Here is an 18795-nt window from a genome sequence, read left to right as displayed (position 1 = left end):
TTCCAGAAATCTTCCATCGAGGCTCGGTTCATGCCCCACTTTCCAAACCTGCTGACCTGTACCCTCTTCATCCTGTCAGCCACTTGCGTCCAGGCCGCCACGCCCCCCGCGCCACCTCAATCCCTGAAGCCGCTATTGATGACACTGAACGAACGCCTGAACATCGGCGATCTCGTCGCGTTGACCAAATGGGACAGCGGCAAGCCGATTCAGGACAGCCCGCGTGAGGCGCAAGTCATCGCCAACGCCCGAAAGCTTGCCAGCGAACACAAGCTCGACCCGGAGGATGTCGCGCAGTTGATCGCAGCTCAAATGGAGGCCAATAAACTGGTGCAATACGGTTTGCTCGCGCAGTGGAATGCGGCCGGTGCGGCACCGGACACGCCGCGCCCGGATCTGGGTAAACAGATTCGTCCGCGTCTGGATGAACTGCAAAGCCGCTTGTTGCAGCAATACTCAGATTTCGCGCCCTATCGACATGACCCCGAATGCCCGGTCTGGCTGGCCGATGCGCGCAGTGAGCTGAGCCGTGATCCACTGCATGAGTTGGCCCTGACGCGGGCCACGGGCGAGTTATGTGTTCGCCCAACAACCCCTTAATAAGGACTACGGAAAAGCCCGGCCTGATCAGCCGGTTTTTTTCTGCCGGCCTACCACGCATGGATTACAAACCCCGGTGCGACGTCCGACAAAGTCCGGCGGTGTCAGCCGACTGGCCACCCACCGACCATTACGCATACCATGCGGCCACAACTCTAAAACAGAATTCGCCCGCCCATGCTCAAAGCCAGTCTGCGCAGCCACCTGACCCTTTGGTTTGCCGGTTTATCCCTGCTGACGCTGTTGAGTGTCGGTTTCTATGTCGGCCATATCGCCACCGAACAGATGAAACAGGCCAGCGGCAATGCGTTGCTGAATACCGCACGTTCGGCGGCGACTTTGCTGGGAGAGCAGTTGCGCGAGCGGCAACTGGAGGTTTATCTGCTCAGCCGGGCGCCGCATCTGGAGCGTGGCGATCTGGACAACCCGGCGATTCTGAAGTCCATGCAACTGCGCACGCAGGCGCGTGCCGAGTATGCGTGGATGGGCGTGACCGATGCCGAAGGCAAAGTGCATCAGGCGGTCAATGGTTTGCTGGTCGGTCAGTCGGTGCAAGCGCGTCCGTGGTTTCAGGCCGGTGTGCGCGGCGAATACACCGGTGATCCGCACGAAGCGGTGTTGCTGGCCAAATTGCTGCCGGGGTTGCCCAACGGCGAACCGCTGCGCTTCATCGATTTCGCCGCACCGATCCATAACGCCGAAGGTCAGGTCATCGGTGTATTGGGCGCCCATGCGCACTGGAGTTGGGTGACGCGGATCGTCGAGTCGGCGGCGTTTTCGCATAAAAATACCTCGCCGGACATAGAAGCGCTGATCATCGATCACGACGGCAAAGTGCTGTACCCGGAGGCTCTGATGGGCCAGCAACTTGCCACGAATGGTTCGGCGTCGCCGGGCTGGTCGGTGGGCAACGGCTATCTGACCAGCATGGTCACAGTGCCAACACCTTCGAGTACGGCACTGTCGTGGTCGATCGCCGTACGTCAACCACTGGAAACCGCACTGCAACCGGCACGTCTGCTGTTTTATAAGCTGCTGTTGCTGGGCGTCTTCGCTGCGTTGGTGTTCGGCCTCGTCGCGTATTACCTGGCGCTGTACCTGAGTCGCCCGATCGAGCAACTGGCGCGTTCCGCCAAACAGGTGCAGGACAACCAGCCCGGCGCGCACTTTCCGTTACACCATCCGGTACGGGAAATCGCCCAGCTCGGCCAGTCGATCGATGCGATGACACAATCGTTGCTCGGCAAGGAACGCGAGCTGCAGGAGGCCAATGCCTCACTGGAAGCCACGGTGGCCCAACGCACCGCCGCTCTCATGCAAGCAAACGCCGAACTGCTCAGTCTGGCGACTCACGATGCCTTGACCGGCGTTTACAACCGTCGTCGCTTCGACGAAAAAATTACCGAATACAGTTTGCTGTCCCGACGCACAGGGCGGCCGTTCGCCTTGCTGTTGATCGATGCCGATCACTTCAAACACATCAATGACAGCCACGGTCACGCCGTGGGCGATGAGGTGCTTCAGCAATTGGCGCAATTGATTCAAGCCAGCCTGCGCACCACGGACTTCGTCGCTCGTTATGGCGGCGAGGAATTCGCCGTGCTGCTGCCGGAAATCGCCAAGCCAGACACCCCGGAGGTGGTCGCCGAGAAAATCCGCACGGCGGTTGCCGACGCCCACTTCGCTGGCGTCGGCAATGTCACGGTGAGCATCGGCGTCGGCCTGGCGGATCCAGCAGACAATAACCAGATGACGCTGATCAAGCGCGCCGACCAGCAGCTCTATCAAGCGAAAGCTGCGGGGCGCAATCAGGTAGCGTGATCAGCCCTCCTTCACTTCGCAGATGCCGTTGACATTTTTCTTCCCGGTGTATGAGACCGCCGGCGAACCATCGGGATTGATGCTCAGGGAAATGGTCACGCCCGCGCCTTTGGTTTCGAAGTAGTTCTCGTTGAACTTCTTCAACGTGCCCTGCTTGCCGTTGATGTAGATCGGCCCGCCGTTATCGGCGTGCACTTCGATCTTGCCCGGGCATGTGGCGTTGAATTGCGGAATTGCGGCATGGGCCATTCCGGCAGCGAACAACAGAGGCGATGCCAACAGAAAAAATTTCACGGTGTGCTCCTTGATTCCGACAATGTGCCAAGCCTTCATCAATAGCCCAGAATGCCGCGTTACACCAATGTAGGCGCTGCCGCAGACTGCGATCTTTTGATTTTCAGTAACTAGACATCAAAAGATCGCAGGCTGCGGCAGTGCCTGCGGGTGTGTCGATCAGGTGTTGGTTTTGAGTTTGGTCCACAACCGCGTCGTCAGCCGTGCAATCGTCGCCGGCAGCTCTTCTACGGTGAACAACTTTTCCATCACGCTTTTCGGTGGATAAATCGCCGCATCCTCTTTTACCTCGGGACTCAGAAACTCATTGGCCGCCGCATTGGGGTTGGCGTAGTGAATACTGTTGCTGATGTTGGCGATCACCTTGGGTTCAAGCAGGTAGTTCATGTAGGTGTAGCCGTTCTTTTCATGGGGCGCGCTTTTGGGCATGACCATCATGTCGAACCACAAGGTCGTGCCCTCGTCCGGGATCGAGTAAGCGATATCGATACCATTCTTCGCTTCCCTGGCACTTGCCGCAGCCTGGACGATATCGCCGTTGAAGCCGATCACCACGCAGACATTGCCGTTGGCCAGATCACTGATGTATTTCGAAGCGTGGAAGTACTGGATATACGGGCGAATTTTCAACAAGGCCTGCTCGGCCTTTTTGTAGTCCGCCGGTTCATGACTGTGCGGCGGCAGGCCCAGATAGTTGAGGGTAATCGGCAATACCTGGGTCGGGTTATCAATGAACGCCACACCGCACTGGCTCAGCTTCTTGATGTTCTGCTCATCGAACAACAGATTCCACGAGCGCGTGACTTCGGTATTGCCGAAAATCGCCTTGATCTTCTCGACGTTGTAACCGATGCCGGCGGTGCCCCACATGTAGGGATAGCCGTACTGGTTGCCGGGGTCGTTGACTTCAAGTTTCTGCATCAACAGCGGGTCGAGGTTTTTCCAGTTCGGCAGTTGCGACTTGTCCAGTTTCTGAATCGCCCCGGCCTTGATCAGCCGCGACAGAAAGTGGTTCGAAGGGCTGACGACGTCGTAACCGGTATTGCCGGTCATCAACTTTGACTCCAGCACTTCGTTACTGTCGTGGATGTCGTAAGTGGTCTTGATACCCGTGGTCTGGGTGAAGTTGGCCAGAGTGTCTGGCGCGATGTAACTGTTCCAGTTGGAAATGTTGACCGTTTCATCGGCGTGAGCGGTCGCCGAACTCGCAGCGAGTACGACCGCCAGGGAAAGTGGCTGGATGCGCATGTTCTATCACCTGTTTTGAGTGGCTTTTGTTCTTGTACGATTTGCGGGATTTTCAGATCTCTGTTCTGGCCCTGACCGCCTCCACGCGCATGCGAAGCATGGCACCGATGTCAAAGAACGGTCGCGGTGGCAGCCAACCGGGCTCGGCCCGTTGCATCACCGCTTGCAGCAGCGGCGAGTCAGCACCAGAAGCCAGTTCCGCCAGCAACCGCCCCCACAAAGTCCCGCGCGCCACGCCCGAACCATTGCAGCCGGCCACGGCAAACACGCCCTCCTCGACCCGGTCGAAAAACGCCTGGCCGCTGCGGCTTGCGCTCAAATGGCCGGTCCAGGTGTATTGAATGTCTTGCTCGCCGAGAAACGGAAAACGCCGCTGCAAGCCACGAACATGGTGTTGCCGGCGTATCGCCAGTTCACTGCTGGACAGGTCTCGCGTGCGGTATTCGGCGGTGTTGCGAATCATCACCCGACGATCCGGGGTCAGCCGCACCGTGGCGCCGAGAGGTCGGGTCGACAGCACGCCCCAAGGTTCCACTGCGCCGATGGCCTGAAACTCCTGATCGCTGAGCGGGCGTGTGAGGCTGGCGCTGAGTTCCATCGGGAACGTGGCGCTGTCGGCGATTCCGACCCGCGGAATGAACGCGTTCAGGCACACCAGAATCTGCTTGGTTTCGATGCTGCCATCCACCGCATTGGCTCGCAGCCGTCCCTGGCTCAAGCGCTCGATACCGGTGATGTCAGTGTTTTCGTAAACGGTGATGTTGCCCGGCAATGCGTTGAGCAAACCTTTCACGTATCGGGCCGGTTGCAGCAACGCGTTGCCATGGCCGCACCAGATTGCCGCTTCGTAATGGCGGGTACCGAGTTTGTGCGCAAGTGCCGCGCCTTGCACAAACTCTGCACGGGCACCGAGGGCGCGCAACGTCGCCAGTTTGGCGTCGACATGATCGAGCTTGGCCCGGTCGCTGACCGCGAAGTAATAGCCGCTGTCACGAAAGTCGCAGTCGATGGCATGGCGAGCGATGCGCTGGCGTACTTCTTCGCTGGCGGCACGGGAAATCATTGTGTCGACTTCAAACCCGGCAAAGCCCTGAGCGCCGATCAGCTCGTTGTGCGCCGGATGTTCGTGAGCCACGACAAAACCCGAGTTACGCGCCGAAGCACCTTGTGCTGCCCGTTGCCGATCAACCACCACGATGCGCGCCTGAGGGTGCATTTCGGCCAGGGTGTGCGCGGCGCTGAGACCGGTGATCCCGCCGCCAATTACCAGCCAGTCGGCTTTTTGCACGCCACTCAGGCGACCGCGTTCCGGTGAACTTCCGGCCTGCGCGATCCAGCCACATACGTTTTCCATGCACCACCTCTTTCGACTGTCGTTCTGCGGCTTGCTTCTGAATCGATGACATGCGTGAATCGCATGGCCAGCTTGAGAAGATCACCGCCAGAACTAGAATCTATTAGGTCTTTGCTTGACCGACCAACGCTATAAAATCATCGAGCCATTCTGAAAACGCATGGATAACATTCGCCACGTACCCTCTCTGCAAGCCATGCAAGCCTTGGTCGAAGTTGCCCGATGCGGCAGTTTCACCAGCGCTGCGCAAACGTTGTGCCTGACCCAAAGCGCTGTGAGCCGGCAGATCCAGCAACTGGAAAGCCACTTCAACGTCGCGCTGTTCATCAGGACCAGCCGTAACCTGCGTCTGACTCCGGAGGGCGAACAGGTGCTGGCCAGCGCCCGCAGCATCCTTGAACAACTGAAAACCCTCGAAGAACGCCTCGCCCCGCAGAAGCGTCCGTTTCGCATACGCATGCACGTATCGCTGGCGGTGCGTTGGCTACTGCCGAAACTCAGCGAGTTCTATCTGAGTCATCCAGAGATTTCGCTGGCGATCGAAACCGTCGCCACTGAGGTCGTCGAGCCAGGCAACGACAGTGATGCGTACATTCTCTATCTGCCGCAGCCATCGAGTGATGCGGATTGCCTGACACTGTTCGAGGAAATGCTGGTGCCGGTGTGTTCACCCAACCTGACAAACGCGCCACGCTCGGTAGACGAACTGTTGCGCTTTGCCTTGCTGCATCGTTCGGCAGACCGGCAAGCCTGGATCGAATGGCTGGGAGCAAATGGCGGAAAACCACTGGAAGATTACCGGCACATTCCGTTTAACCTGGATGAATTGGCACTGGATGCGGCGGCGCGGGGATTGGGTGTGGCGGTGACGGATATGACGCTCGCGGCGGAGTCGATCGAGCGTGGCGTGTTGGTGGTGCCGTTTGGTGAGCCATTGAAGACCGGCGGAGTTTACGCAATGTGCCTGCTGTCTTCGGCGGCTGGGCATCCTGCCTGCACAAAAGTCCTGCAATGGTTCGCGAGCCATGTCCAGGTAGAGGCGGCGTGAGTTGCACCGCCTCTTGGCAATCGGTATGAAACGTTACTTCAACGATTCGCCCGGTCGATAAATTCACACAACCGGGTTACCTGACTGTCGAGATCCAATATCGTGAAGTCCACCTTCCACTTCTTGATATATCGGCTCGCCACGGCAACTTTATTTCCACTGCGCCCGAGAACCTTCGATTTTGCATTGGGCGCCGGTTGCGCAACTTCATATTTAAGCCAGTTCTCCCAAATACCTGTGGCGGAAAACTTGTGCACATTTTTGTGCTGTGCCTTCAGGCTTTTTTTGAATTGAGTTTCGTCCAGATAGTTTTCAATTTCACGACCTTCAGTCACCCAGGCAAAACCCGGATTTGCGGCCGTTCCGGAAAACTCCTTTTTTAGTCGCTCCTTGGTGCGGTTGAGCTTGACGTGGGGGGCTTCTTTATCGCTGTCAAACATGATGGCGGAGTGGCGGTTGAGTTTTTTCAACTTGATCAGGTCAGCCAGCGGCTCCGTTTCAGCGGATAGGTGACTGAACAAACGCCCGCCATAAAACATTATCGAGTAATGAACTCCCTCGATGAAATCCTGGCGTTTATGGCGAATCCACCAATTGAGGTAAATACGATCGGACGGCCCTTCCACCCAGATCACACTGTTGGCCTGAAGCAGATCCGAGGCGCGATAGCCCAGTTGATCGAGCACTTGGCCAATGTCAGCCGACAGTACCTGACCATCATGCATCTGGAATATTTTTACTGCGGGTTTGCCATTCAATTCAGCCGCTGCGTTGATCAGCGCAGAAGAATGGGTGGTCATCAACAGTTGCAAATGCTCTGTCTTGACCCGCTCAGCGATCGATGCAAACAGCAAGCGCTGAAAATGGGGATGCAGATGTGATTCGGGTTCTTCCAGCAAGGCGATCCCTCCTCGCGGAATATCGTTGAGCCATTTCATTACCGCCGCGTAAGCCTTCCAACCCGACGGAAAAGACTCCACGGGCAGGCTGTGTGGCGAAAGTGGTAACTCATCAGCAGCGCTGTCAGCCAGGAACACCTGAAGGGTTTGCGCATCCTTCTTTTGCAGCGCGCCGCCGTTCTTTGGTGGGGGCAATCTGCCCTTGTAGGTATTCCAGTCGACCGCACCGGTCAACATTGGCCCCAGATCATTCAACAACAGCATTGCATCGGCATCGACAGGGAGCGTGCCACCACCGTGCAGATACCTGACAACGACGCCCTCTGCCGGAGGCGTTTGAATGCTCTGGCCGGCGGCGAGAACACGGGGGATTTTTTCTTTTTTTACTTGCGTGGAGTCTGCTTTACGATCTGTTCGACTCAGCATCTGGCACATCACAGAGTCATAGTCCGGGGCGACGGGCTCAAACTTGTATGAGTAATCGATCTTGTCAAAAGAAACGGAGAATCCAGAAAAAACGCCTGAAAAAGCATTCTCGGTATAAAGGTTGGGCAATAGTTGAGGACAGGCCAGCGCCCTGACCATGTCGATGACTGTAGATTTACCCGCACCGTTACTGCCTATGAAGACATTGATATCAGTCAGGTCGATGCGTTCCATGACATCAATGTGTTGTTGTGTACCGGAATTCCCTTTGGGCGGCTTGGGCCGGACGTTCAATTGGCGTATGGAGGAAAATCGAAGGCTTCGAACATGCATGACCGTGTAGCGCCTGTCTTATTCAAAAAACATGGACTCTAGCAGACTCCCGACCGTCTATCTCAGCGGTCTCCAGAACATATGGCGGCGAGAATCGCGCCCTACTGCGCTTGAAAACCCTGCAAGTAAGCCAACAGATTATCGAGCTTTTCCTCATCACTCAGGCCCCAGAAAATCATTCGGGTGCCGGGGACCACACCTTTGGGATCTTTCAGATAAGCCCGCAGCTTTTCGCGATCCCATGTCACACCGGAGTTTTTCATCGCATCGGAATACACGTAGTTCGCCGAGGTCCCGGCGGGTCGGCCGATGATGCCGTTGAGTTGTGGGCCGAATCCAGGACGGGCGGACTCGCCGACTTGATGGCAACCGCCGCACAGGCGCGGGAAGATTTTCGCGCCGGCTTCGGGGTCACCCGCTGCATGGGCGGCTGTGCTGAGCAGGCCAGCGGTGAAGATCAAGGCGAGGGACAGTGAAGCGTTTGTTTTCATCTGACGATCCAGAGCGGTGTATTGCAATTGGGGCAAGGCTAACACTTTGTGGCGAGGGAGCTTGCTCCCTCGCCACAGGGTCGGGTTTTACAGGTAAGCGGCGATGACTTTTCTGACGGTGATCAAGGCCTGACGCAACACCGCCATGTCCACCGAGCCCAGCGCCAGGCGAATCGCATGCGGGACGTGCGGCGCCACTGAAAAGGGTTCGGCGGTGGTCACTGAAATCTGTTCTTGCATCAATTCCACGACGATCTGATCGGCGCGCACATCTTCCGGCAGTGGCAGCCATACGAAGTAGGAGGACGGGTGTCCGATGCAGTCCAGCCCCTTGAGCAGCTCGGCGGCCAACGCTTGACGAGCCTTGGCGTCGTTGCGTTTTTGCTCTTCAAGCAGGATGACTGTGCCGTCATCGAGCCAGCCGCACGCCATCGCCGTCATCACCCCCGGTGTGTTCCAGGTGGTCGCGCGAATGATGCGTTCCAGTGCCGGCACCATCGGTGGGGGCGCGGCGATGAAGCCGACGCGCAGGCCGGTGGCGATATTCTTCGAAAGACCCGAAACATACACCGTGCGCTCCGGCGCAAGGTCGATCAATGTCCGCGGTGGGTTTTCCACGAGAAACGCGTAGGCCGCATCTTCGATGAGGGTCAGATCATGCCGGCGGGCGATCGACACCAGTTGCTCCCGCTGCTCGATCGACATCACCCAGCCCAGTGGATTGTGCAGGGTCGGCATGCTGTAAACGGCACGCACCGAGCGGCGGCGGCAGAGCTTTTCCAGCGACGCCAGGTCAGGCCCCTGATCGTTGAATGGAATCGCCACCACTTCCAGGTGCAGCGCCTCGGCCAGAACCTTGAACCCGGAATAAGTCAGCGCATCCGCCGCAATCACATCACCCGGTTTGAGCAATGCCATCAGCGTCACCGCCAGCCCTTGCTGAGCACCGTTGACGATCAGCACTTGCTCGGCCTCGACACTCACGCCACGCGACAGCAGATGTCGTGCGACCGAAGCTCGCTCGTGCTGGCGACCGGCGTGGGGCTGATAACGCAGCAGCGACTCCAGGTCGCCGGACAACGCCAATTGCCGCAACGCCGTGCGCAGCAGATCGGCCTGCCCCGGCAATGACGGGTAGTTGAAGTTGAGGTCGATCATGCCGACCGCCACGTCCTTCTGATCGATGCCCTGCCCCGGCGACAGCGAGGTTTCCCGGACAAAGGTGCCGCGCCCGGTTTCGCCGCTGACCAGGCCCATGGCCTCCAGTTCGGCGTAGACCCGCGAAGCCGTGACCAGCGCCAGCCCTTCGCTGACGGCCAGTTGCCGATGGGTCGGCAAGCGCGTGCCGGGGACCAGACGCCCCGAACGGATGTCCGCCGCGAAAGTGTCAACAAGGGTCTTGTAGCGGGAGCGCGGCATCTCGGGATGTATCCATGACAATTATTTGATTGTCTCGATTCTCGGCCCCAGCATGACTCAAAAGCAACCCCACCTTGAGCGCGACTGTGTATGGAACGGACTTCAAACCTGAGCACCCCGGCCCTGGAAAAAACCAGCGGCTGGATCAATGGCTTTATTGGCGTGGTGATCTTCAGCGGCTCGCTACCGGCCACACGTCTGGCGGTGCTGGAATTCGACCCGGTGTTTCTCACCGTTGTCCGCGCCGCCATCGCCGGGGTGCTGGCGGTGATGCTGCTGTGGCTGTTTCGCGAACGGCGCCCGGCACGCAGCCAGTGGCTGTCGCTGTTGATCGTCGCGCTGGGCGTGGTGCTGGGTTTCCCGCTGCTGACCGCATTGGCGCTGCAACACGTGACGTCGGCACATTCGATTGTCTTTGTCGGATTACTGCCTCTGGCAACGGCGATTTTCGGCGTGCTGCGCGGTGGCGAACGTCCGCGCCCGGTGTTCTGGATATTCTCGTTGCTTGGCAGTTCTTTGGTGGTGGGTTACGCACTGGCTCAGGGCCTGACCGCCTCACCCACAGGCGACCTGCTGATGCTCGCGGCGATTCTGGCCTGCGGCCTCGGTTACGCCGAAGGCGCAAAGCTGTCACGAACCCTCGGTGGCTGGCAGGTGATTTGCTGGGCGCTGGTGTTGTCGTTACCGGTCATGGCGCTGTCGAGTCTGTGGCTGGCGCCCGCCTCCTTCAGACAAATCAGCCTGTCGGCGTGGCTGTGTCTGGCTTACGTGTCACTGTTCAGCATGTTGATCGGCTTTGTGTTCTGGTATCGCGGTCTGGCCCAAGGCGGAATCGCGGCGGTCGGCCAGTTGCAGTTGCTGCAACCGTTTTTCGGCTTGGCATTGGCCGCGACACTGCTGCATGAACACGTCAGCGTCGGCATGCTTGCAGTGACATTGGGCGTGATTCTGTGCGTGGCCGGGGCGAAGAAATTTGCCCGATAAGCGTTAGAGTCCTGCCTTCCACTCCCGAGGACTGAGCCCGGTTTTGCGCCGAAAGGCCCGGGCCAGCGCCGAGGAACTTTCATAACCGACTTCATCGGCAATCAACGCAATCGGCTTGCCTTCGCGCAGGCGTTTCTGCGCCAGGCTGACCCGCCAGCTCAGCAGGTAATCGGCCGGCGTCTGGCCGACGACGCGGCGAAACTGCTCGGCAAACCCGGCGCGCGAGAGGTTGGCGGCGCTGGCCAGATCCGCCACGCTCCAGGGTTTCGCCGGTTGCTCGTGAATCAGGTTCAAGGCCCGGGACAAGCGCGGATCGGCCAGCCCGGCCATCATCCCCGGTTGCTGATCACGGCTGCTGATGAGGTGCCGCAACAACAGAATCACCAGCAATTCGAACAAACGATCCATCACCGCCATACGCCCGCAATGACCCTCGAACGCTTCCTTGAACAGCCATTCCAGCGTACTACTCAACTCTGGAATGTCGGTCAGTTTGAGCACCAGATAATCCGGCAACGCCGCCGCCAAGGCATTGCCTGAGCCGCCGTCGAATGTCAGCGACGCGCACACCAGTTTCGTGTCCATGGCCTCGTCGGCCGACATTCGGTGGGCAAACGGTCGGGGGAAGAAAATCAGCGAAGGCTCGGTCAGGCGAATCTCGCGTTCATTTCCGGGTTTGAGCAGCAGCTCACCCGCCTGCAACAGGTGCACATGCCCACTCGGCTCGCCCTCATGCACGCTGATACCGCAGAACTCGCCGCTGTGGAAGGTGCCGGCATTGACGCCGAAATGACTGAGCAGTGTAGACAGGCGATCCATGGTGACTCCCGGGGCAGTTCTGGACGATCTGTCGCATATCCTCGACGATATGCCGCCAAAGCACCAGCCACGCTCAATAACATGAGCTCCATCGCCGGCGCACTTCGCACCGGATTTCGGAGAGTCATCATGAGCCGCATCAACGCTATCAGCCTCGACACCGCCACCGACGCCACCCGCACGGTACTGGAAGGCGTGAAGAAGAAAATCGGTTTTCTGCCGAACCTGTTCGCCACTTTGGCCAAGGCCCCGGTGGCCCTTGATACCTACGTTCAAGCCTCGGCGCTCCTCGGTAAATCTTCGCTGAGCGCCAAGGAAAAAGAAGCGGTGTACCTCGCCACATCGCAGGTCAACGGTTGCGATTATTGCCTGGCGGCGCACACCTTGTTTGCCGGTAAATCCGGGCTGTCAGCGCAGGACATCGTCGCGGCGCGTCAAGGCGAACTCAACGCTTACGCCGCCCTCGCCTATCAACTGACGCAAACTCGCGGCCACTTGAGCGACGAGCAAATCGCCGCCGCCCGCGCCGCCGGGATCGACGACAGCAAAATCATTGAAGTGATTGCGCTGGTGGCGGTGCAGACCCTGACCAACTACCTGAACAACACGGCGCTGACCGAAATCGACTTCCCGGCGATCTGAGACTGCCCCCTTCCTTTGTAGGAGCTGTCGAGTGAAACGAGGCTGCGATCTGTTGATCTTGAGGATTTCAAGATCAACAGATCGCAGCCTTCGGCAGCTCCTACACGGGGGGCACAGTGATCAGTCGTGATCGACGCCCGCGCGTTTAAGCAGTTTCTTGCAGCGTTCCGACAGATGAAACACCTGCAAATCCTTGCCGGCCTTGGCGTAGCGTTCGCGCAGGGTTTTCAGCGCAGCGATTGCCGAGTAGTCGACGAAGCTCAAATGCCGGCAATCCAGCGTCACCCTCGCCGGATCATTGGCCGGGTCGAACTGGTTGAGGAACGGCGTGGTCGAGGCGAAGAACAACGTGCCGTGCAGGCGATAGTGCTTGCTGCCATCGGCCTCCAGATGCTCATCGGCATACAGTTCACGCGCCTGCTGCCAGGCGAAATTCAGCGCGGCGATGATGATGCCGCACAGCACCGCCGTGGCCAGATCGGTGAACACCGTGATGGTGGTCACGGCGATGATCACCAGCACATCGTTGAGCGGCACCTTGTTCACCACCCGCAGCGAGGCCCAGGCGAACGTCTGCTGCGACACCACGAACATCACGCCGACCAGCGCCGCCAGCGGAATGCGCTCGATCAGCGGCGACAGAAACAGGATGAACAACAGAATCAGCACGCCCGCCACCACGCCGGACAAACGCCCGCGTCCGCCGGAACTGAGGTTGATCACAGTCTGGCCGATCATTGCGCAGCCGCCCATGCCGCCGAATGCGCCCGAGACCATGTTCGCCGCGCCCAGCGCTACACACTCGCGATCCGGGTAGCCACGGGTTTCGGTGATTTCGTCGGTGAGGTTCAGCGTCAGCAGGGTTTCCAGCAGGCCGACCAGCGCCATCAGGATGGCGTACGGAGCGATGATGCTCAGGGTTTGCAGGGTCCACGGAATCTCGGGCAATGCCAGGGTCGGCAAGCCGCCGGCGATGTGCGCCATGTCGCCGAGGGTGCGAGTCGGCAACCCGAACAGATAAACCAGCAGGCCCACACCGAGAATGGCCACCAGCGCTGGCGGCACCGCACGGGTCAGGCGCGGCAGGATGTAGACGATGGCCATGGTCAGCACCACCAGCCCGGTCATCAGGTACAGCGGCGTACCGCTGAGCCACTGTTCACCACTTTTGAAATGTTCCAGTTGCGCCAGCGCAATGATGATTGCCAGGCCGTTGACGAAGCCGAGCATCACCGGGTGCGGCACCATGCGCACCAGTTTGCCCAACCGCAATAGCCCGAAGGCCATCATGATCAGCCCGCCCAGCAGCACGGTCGCCAGCAGATACTGCACACCGTGTTGCACCACCAGCGCCACGATCACCACCGCCATTGAACCCGCCGCGCCGGAGACCATCCCCGGCCGACCACCAAACAGCGCGGTCAGCGTACAAATGATGAAGGCGCCATACAGGCCCATCAGTGGATTGAGGTGCGCCACCAGCGCAAACGCAATGCATTCGGGCAACAGGGCAAACGAGGTGGTGAGTCCGGCCAGGACATCGGCGCGCAGACGGATCGGTTTCATGGCTTACCTGATTGAGCGGCCGATGAGCACGGCCTGCGATGTTCACAAAAAGCGGGTGGCGGATGTTACGGAATTGTCCGGGATCGGGCCAGTGATCGCTGACACCTGTCGACATGCGCTTTATGCTGACGCGCTCCCTATCTATCGAGTCTGAACATGTCGTCTTTTCTGAGCGCCCGCGAGGTTTGCCAACGACTGCGTGAGGCCGCACTCGGTGTGCTTGCGTTGAAGGTGTCCGAGGCGCCTGCCGAGGCCGGACTCATTGCGATCGATATCGAAGGCTGGTACCTGGTGCTGGATTTTGAAGGTCAACGATTGCATCACTGTGAATTTGCTTGTGATGGCGATGGCCGCGAAGGTGCGCTGGAAACCTGGCAGCGTTACGGCACCGATCCGGTGAGTTTGCTCAGCACTTGGGAACTGGCGCAAATAGAGAAGTTACTGGCGGAGTGAGGCTGATATCGCCCATCGAAAAAATGTTTCCTGCGAGTGAGTAAACACGGTTGCTCGATGATGGCACTCTGCCCATAATTCGCGCCCCCTACATTCCCACGCAAGGAACTGCCGTGAAGAAGTCTCTGTTGTTGATCCCGATGCTGGCGTTTTTGCTGCAAGGCTGTGGCATGACCATGACTCGCTACGAGCCGAGTTACGAAAACGTCCAGAAGCTCAAGCAGACCCCGCCGCTGCACGCGATCAGCAATCCTCAAGTCACCGCCGAAACCGGTGAAGGCTCGCTGATGGTCCGCGCCAACCCGATCCGCTCACCGTCCGGCAGCATCCCGGCGCACATTCAGGACGCGATCACCGAAGAACTGCGCAAGGCCGGTCTGCTCGATCCGCAAGCTCAGCGCCAGTTGAAAGTGCTCGTGGTGAAGAATGAAATGACCGCTGGCATGGGCACAGGTAACGGCAAGCTTGCTGCACGTTTCACCCTGCTCAATGGCAATGATGTGGTGTACGACGCGACCAAGGATGTCAGTAGCCAGTGGAGCAGCAGCTTCTTCGGTTTCATTGCGATCCCGAACGCGGTCAACGCTTACAACCCGATGTTGCGTGATTTGCTGAAGGATCTGTACAGCGATCCGCAGTTCATCCAGGCCCTGAAATAAGGGTAAAAAAAGAGCCGCGATTGCGGCTCTTTTTTTCGCGTCACGCCCGTGGAATACGGGTGTCGAGCGCTGAGTACTTGAGGTTCTTGTTGTCGATCATTTGCTTGAGCAGCGCGTTGACCTGACGGGCGAAGGTGTCGTTGACCGCCGCCTTCGGGGTATTGCCCATCAGCGGAATGAACCAGATGCCGACCCAGGTGCCGATCGCATCGTGGTTGCTCGCGGTGGTCAGGGCCTGACCTGTTCCGTCCACGGCTTCCAGACTCATGGTGTATTGGTCGGTGCCGTACGCCGGGATCACCCCCAGGCTGAAACCACTGATGAAACCCAGCACCATCGAACCGGCATTCGGCGGATGGTTGTACATCTTCAGACGCAGGCTGTAGTCGCCCGGTTGCTTCTGGAACTCGTCCAGCGTGACACGACCGAACAGACCGGAATCAGTCAGAATCTTTTGCAGCTCCGGCTTGAGCTGGTCACGTGCCTGCGGCACCTCTACGGCCGAAGCGCTTTTCGGCTCGCCCTGATAGAAATCGAAATCGACATAGACGTTAGGCTTGTTGGCGTAACTGGCCATCGACGGCATTGTCACCGGCGCCACTTCGTCTTTGGTGAAGCTGGCACAACCGCCCAGCGCAAGTACCAGCCCCAGCGCCAGAATTTTCCCGAATTGCATGATGTTCGTCCCTATATGAATCACACCGCATGATGGCAATGAGCCTCCATTTCGGAAGCCGGGCGGATTCTAGAGAGTGCCGGCGCTTGGGGAAAGAGAAAAAACAAAAATGTCGACTCAGCCTTGGCGCAAATCGAGCAAGTAAGTGTAGTAACCCGTGTCTCGCACATACCCCAGCGACTCGTACAAACCTTGCGCGGTGAAGTTGTCGGTCGCTGTTTCCAGCACCAGACCTTTGGCGCCCGTCTCAACGGCGAAATCGCGAGCGGTGTTCATCAACAGCCTGCCGACGCCACGACCACGGGCGGCCGGGGCGGTGAACAGATCGCTCAGCAACCAGGTGCGGTGGGCGTCGATGGACGAAAACGTCGGGTACAACTGCACAAAACCCAGCGCTTCACCGCGTTCATCCTCAGCGAGAAAAATCGCGGATTCGTTGCCCGCCATGCGCTCGGCGATAAACGCGCGCGATTGCTCAAGGTTCGATGGTTGTTCATAGAACCCTCGGTAGGCGTCGAACAGCAACGCCACCGCGTCCAGATGGGTCATGTTCGCCCGCAGTGCCCGAATAGTCATATCCCCTCCTCGCCTGCATAAATGATCGAATCAGCATAGCGCTGTCCGTCAAGTGTACTGGCTTAACCGCTATATAGTTTTGTATATTGCGAAACCGAAATCGCCAGAATCTGTCCATGCCGTCTTTTACTTTCGTGTGTCCATGAGCGCTATCCGAGTCCGCAACGAACAGTTGATCCTTGCCGCGGCCAGTGAAGAATTCGCCGCCAAGGGCTTCGACGCCACCCAGACCCGCGACATCGCGGCCCGTGCCGGGGTGCCCAAGGCCAATCTGTATTACTACTTCCAGTCCAAGGAAAACCTTTACGGCAAAGTGCTGTTGGGTTTTGTCGAGCCGCTGCTGGAAGCTTCAGCGGTGCTGCGTGAAAGCGATGATCCACTGATTGGCTTGCGCTCTTATGTCGCCGCACGTATTCGTATCGCCCGCGAACACCCGGCGATTGCCAAGGTGTTCAGCGGTGAATTGCTGCTCGGTGGGCGGCAGTTGCCGGATGAATGCCGCGATCTGTTGCACGCCGAAGCACGACGCAACGTCGAGTGCCTGCGCAGCTGGATCGACCGCGGCTTGCTGGCACCGGTCGACCCTGAACATCTGATGCTGTTCATCTGGTCGGCAACCCGCACCTACACCAATATCGGCTGGCAGATGGGCCGGATCATGGAGCGCGAGGTGCCGCTGGATGAGGACTATCAGACAGCGGCGGAGACGATTACGCGAATGGTGCTGGAGGGCGTGGTGGTAGCGCCGCGTGTTGGGGAGATTCGTGGGGTTTTGTTTGCGACTTGAGTGTGCCGTCAGGGCATGAAGTCAACGGGGAGATCCTGGTAGCTCTTCTTGCGTTCATTCCAGGCTTGCAGGGCTTCGGGTAGACGGGTTTTCCATTGCGCCGCGTTGGTGTAGTAACGCAAGCGCGCGTGGCCTGTATCGTAAGTCTGTACCAGCACCCAGAAGCGCGCACCGGTTGAACGCATGACAATGCCGGTGCCGCCCAGCCCACGCATAAACATTTCCGCGACCTGACTGTCCGGCACATCGGTTGAAGGCTCACCGGTCATCAAGGAGCCGGATAACTCCACCACCCTCTGATAATCGTCCTTGAGCAGCGTGTGCAGCGCCTGGTTTTCTTCTGGGGTTCGCGCCAGACCAAGGCTGAGCATGTCGTAATCCAGCGCCAACGGCTGCGCTGAGGCGACGAAGCGTCCGGTGTAATACACGCCCATTCCGGCGCTGCAATAGCCACCGGCAGTGACTTGCGAGATGTCCAGCACACCGTTGATCGGCGTAAAACTCAGACTGCATTCGCCTTCTGTGTAACGGGCTTCATCGCCATCAAGGGTGGCGACTCCCTCCAGATCCCCGGAGTTGGCACCCTCTCCCGCCGTGATGTCGAAGGCGATGTGCGTGGCATCCTGACGTCGGGTTGTCAGGGTGGCTGCCGTTGATGTTCCCGGCGGAATGAGTTGCCAGGTCGCGTCCCAACTGAATGGCTGAGTCGCGTGTTCCAGTTCGGCCAGACGCATCAGGTACTGACGACGCAAACAGGCAGTCAGCGCGCCACAGGCGTTGCGGCTTTTCAGCCACTGCCGTTGATCAATCTTGAGCGCCTTTGGGTCGGGGACCTTGGCCAGGGTCGAGCGCCAGCGCTCGGCCAGTTGCTCATCGAGTTGCGACAGATACGGATCGGCGCAAATGGTTTTTTCGGTTTTGCTCGAGGCGCTGGCGCAATCGAAACTGCTGGCATGGCTGACGCAGGCAAACGCGAGGGTGGTCAGCGCCAAGGCGTGACGGAGGGTGAAAGCGAACATCGACAGATTCCATTCTTCAGGCGGCGCGCAGTATGCCAGTGCCGCTGACGGAAATCCTCGCTGGACACCCAGGTTCCAGCCAGCCTCCGCATTTCCCTGTGGGAGCCCACAGGACATCGGAGTTAGAACGCAATGTCCGAGGCAGGTTTGACATCGATCCGCGCCACCGAGCCGGTCAGGTGCGCCAGATCCTTGTTGTGTTCGGCGATGATGTCTTCGGCGCTCATGTTGCCGTTGTCGAGGGTGGAATGGGCGTCTGCGGCGAGTACCACGTCGTAGCCCAGTTGATGGGCCTGGCGCACGGTGGCGTTGACGCAATAGTCGGTTTGCAGGCCGCAGATCACCAATCGCTCGAAATCTTCGGTCGGCAGTAATTTGCCCAGCTCGGTTTGATAGAACGAATCCGGGGTGGTTTTGCGCACGCGCAGATCTTGCGGGGATGTCTCAAGCCCTTCGGCCAGTTGCCAGCCTTCGGCACCATGGGCCAGCGGGCTGTCCTTTTCCTCATGCTGAATCAGCACCACTGGAACCCCGGCTTTGCGGGCGCGGTTGCTGAGGTCGTTGATGGTGTCGATCACACGGTGAATATCGTGGCACTGGTATTCGCCCGAGCACAGGGCGCGCTGGACGTCGATGATCAGTAATGCGGTGGTCATGATGAGCCTTCCTTGATCATTCTTT

The 18795-nt window shown here is 58.8% G+C and carries 20 protein-coding genes; 8 read left to right on the top strand and 12 right to left on the bottom strand.

The genetic code is table 11. The features are described from left to right. Positions 1 to 30: 30 nt before the first annotated feature. Together ACIOWE_RS08015 and ACIOWE_RS08010 are read left to right on the top strand one after the other, a co-directional pair. Complete coding sequence (locus ACIOWE_RS08015; protein ID WP_401389544.1) at positions 31 to 600, top strand: chorismate mutase; 570 nt, start codon at positions 31 to 33, stop codon at positions 598 to 600. A 177-nt stretch (positions 601 to 777) separates the two neighbouring features. After that, positions 778 to 2421, top strand: a complete 1644-nt coding sequence (locus ACIOWE_RS08010; RefSeq protein ID WP_401389541.1) for a diguanylate cyclase — start codon at positions 778 to 780, stop codon at positions 2419 to 2421. Here ACIOWE_RS08010 and ACIOWE_RS08005 read toward each other — a convergent pair whose 3' ends face one another. The 3 genes from ACIOWE_RS08005 to ACIOWE_RS07995 form a co-directional block, all read right to left on the bottom strand. Further along, positions 2422 to 2670: a hypothetical protein gene (locus ACIOWE_RS08005; protein ID WP_401389769.1), complete on the bottom strand. Its 249-nt coding sequence runs from the start codon at positions 2668 to 2670 to the stop codon at positions 2422 to 2424. It abuts the gene before it with no gap. 204 nt (positions 2671 to 2874) lie between these two features. Beyond that, positions 2875 to 3963: a polyamine ABC transporter substrate-binding protein gene (locus tag ACIOWE_RS08000; protein ID WP_401389538.1), complete on the bottom strand. Its 1089-nt coding sequence runs from the start codon at positions 3961 to 3963 to the stop codon at positions 2875 to 2877. Positions 3964 to 4015: 52 nt separating this feature from the next. Beyond that, entirely contained in the window at positions 4016 to 5317 is a 1302-nt protein-coding gene (locus ACIOWE_RS07995; protein WP_401389535.1) for an NAD(P)/FAD-dependent oxidoreductase, read from the bottom strand. A 160-nt stretch (positions 5318 to 5477) separates the two neighbouring features. Between ACIOWE_RS07995 and ACIOWE_RS07990 the strand changes: the two genes are divergently transcribed. Then, positions 5478 to 6365, top strand: coding sequence for a LysR substrate-binding domain-containing protein (locus ACIOWE_RS07990; protein WP_401389532.1), 888 nt, complete (start codon positions 5478 to 5480; stop codon positions 6363 to 6365). Positions 6366 to 6403: 38 nt separating this feature from the next. On the opposite strand, the gene ACIOWE_RS07985 is transcribed toward ACIOWE_RS07990, so the two are convergent. From ACIOWE_RS07985 to ACIOWE_RS07975, 3 genes are all read right to left on the bottom strand, one after another. Beyond that, positions 6404 to 7924: an ATP-dependent nuclease gene (locus ACIOWE_RS07985; RefSeq protein ID WP_401389529.1), complete on the bottom strand. Its 1521-nt coding sequence runs from the start codon at positions 7922 to 7924 to the stop codon at positions 6404 to 6406. Positions 7925 to 8124: 200 nt separating this feature from the next. Continuing rightward, positions 8125 to 8514: a c-type cytochrome gene (locus ACIOWE_RS07980; RefSeq protein WP_401389526.1), complete on the bottom strand. Its 390-nt coding sequence runs from the start codon at positions 8512 to 8514 to the stop codon at positions 8125 to 8127. Between the two features lie 87 nt (positions 8515 to 8601). Continuing rightward, positions 8602 to 9933, bottom strand: a complete 1332-nt coding sequence (locus ACIOWE_RS07975; protein ID WP_401389523.1) for a PLP-dependent aminotransferase family protein — start codon at positions 9931 to 9933, stop codon at positions 8602 to 8604. Between the two features lie 90 nt (positions 9934 to 10023). Between ACIOWE_RS07975 and ACIOWE_RS07970 the strand changes: the two genes are divergently transcribed. Continuing rightward, positions 10024 to 10917, top strand: coding sequence for a DMT family transporter (locus tag ACIOWE_RS07970; protein WP_401389520.1), 894 nt, complete (start codon positions 10024 to 10026; stop codon positions 10915 to 10917). Positions 10918 to 10920: 3 nt separating this feature from the next. Here ACIOWE_RS07970 and ACIOWE_RS07965 read toward each other — a convergent pair whose 3' ends face one another. Continuing rightward, a complete protein-coding gene (locus ACIOWE_RS07965) occupies positions 10921 to 11736 on the bottom strand; it encodes a cupin domain-containing protein (protein WP_401389517.1) in 816 nt (271 codons plus the stop codon). 129 nt (positions 11737 to 11865) lie between these two features. On the opposite strand from ACIOWE_RS07965, the gene ACIOWE_RS07960 reads away from it, so the two are divergent. Continuing rightward, positions 11866 to 12378, top strand: a complete 513-nt coding sequence (locus ACIOWE_RS07960; RefSeq protein ID WP_401389514.1) for a carboxymuconolactone decarboxylase family protein — start codon at positions 11866 to 11868, stop codon at positions 12376 to 12378. Positions 12379 to 12498: 120 nt separating this feature from the next. Here ACIOWE_RS07960 and ACIOWE_RS07955 read toward each other — a convergent pair whose 3' ends face one another. Beyond that, entirely contained in the window at positions 12499 to 13944 is a 1446-nt protein-coding gene (locus ACIOWE_RS07955; protein WP_401389511.1) for a SulP family inorganic anion transporter, read from the bottom strand. Positions 13945 to 14100: 156 nt separating this feature from the next. On the opposite strand from ACIOWE_RS07955, the gene ACIOWE_RS07950 reads away from it, so the two are divergent. Both ACIOWE_RS07950 and ACIOWE_RS07945 read left to right on the top strand, forming a co-directional pair. Further along, the gene (locus ACIOWE_RS07950) at positions 14101 to 14397 is read left to right on the top strand and encodes a hypothetical protein (protein ID WP_401389508.1); all 297 of its coding nucleotides are present in this window, start codon (positions 14101 to 14103) and stop codon (positions 14395 to 14397) included. 113 nt (positions 14398 to 14510) lie between these two features. Continuing rightward, positions 14511 to 15056, top strand: coding sequence for a hypothetical protein (locus ACIOWE_RS07945; RefSeq protein ID WP_401389505.1), 546 nt, complete (start codon positions 14511 to 14513; stop codon positions 15054 to 15056). Positions 15057 to 15096: 40 nt separating this feature from the next. On the opposite strand, the gene ACIOWE_RS07940 is transcribed toward ACIOWE_RS07945, so the two are convergent. After that, a complete protein-coding gene (locus ACIOWE_RS07940) occupies positions 15097 to 15732 on the bottom strand; it encodes a hypothetical protein (protein ID WP_201237704.1) in 636 nt (211 codons plus the stop codon). 117 nt (positions 15733 to 15849) lie between these two features. Beyond that, positions 15850 to 16308, bottom strand: a complete 459-nt coding sequence (locus ACIOWE_RS07935) for a GNAT family N-acetyltransferase (RefSeq protein ID WP_401389500.1) — start codon at positions 16306 to 16308, stop codon at positions 15850 to 15852. 142 nt (positions 16309 to 16450) lie between these two features. On the opposite strand from ACIOWE_RS07935, the gene ACIOWE_RS07930 reads away from it, so the two are divergent. Continuing rightward, on the top strand, positions 16451 to 17095 hold the full coding sequence (locus ACIOWE_RS07930) for a TetR/AcrR family transcriptional regulator (RefSeq protein WP_401389497.1): 645 nt from the start codon (positions 16451 to 16453) through the stop codon (positions 17093 to 17095). 8 nt (positions 17096 to 17103) lie between these two features. Here ACIOWE_RS07930 and ACIOWE_RS07925 read toward each other — a convergent pair whose 3' ends face one another. Further along, a complete protein-coding gene (locus ACIOWE_RS07925) occupies positions 17104 to 18114 on the bottom strand; it encodes a lysozyme inhibitor LprI family protein (protein ID WP_401389495.1) in 1011 nt (336 codons plus the stop codon). 122 nt (positions 18115 to 18236) lie between these two features. Next, the gene (locus ACIOWE_RS07920) at positions 18237 to 18770 is read right to left on the bottom strand and encodes a cysteine hydrolase family protein (RefSeq protein ID WP_401389492.1); all 534 of its coding nucleotides are present in this window, start codon (positions 18768 to 18770) and stop codon (positions 18237 to 18239) included. Positions 18771 to 18795: the final 25 nt, after the last annotated feature.

The organism is Pseudomonas sp. NPDC087598 (assembly GCF_044743525.1).
Classification (GTDB): Bacteria; Pseudomonadota; Gammaproteobacteria; order Pseudomonadales; family Pseudomonadaceae; genus Aquipseudomonas.
This window is presented reverse-complemented; position numbering and strand designations above follow the sequence as displayed.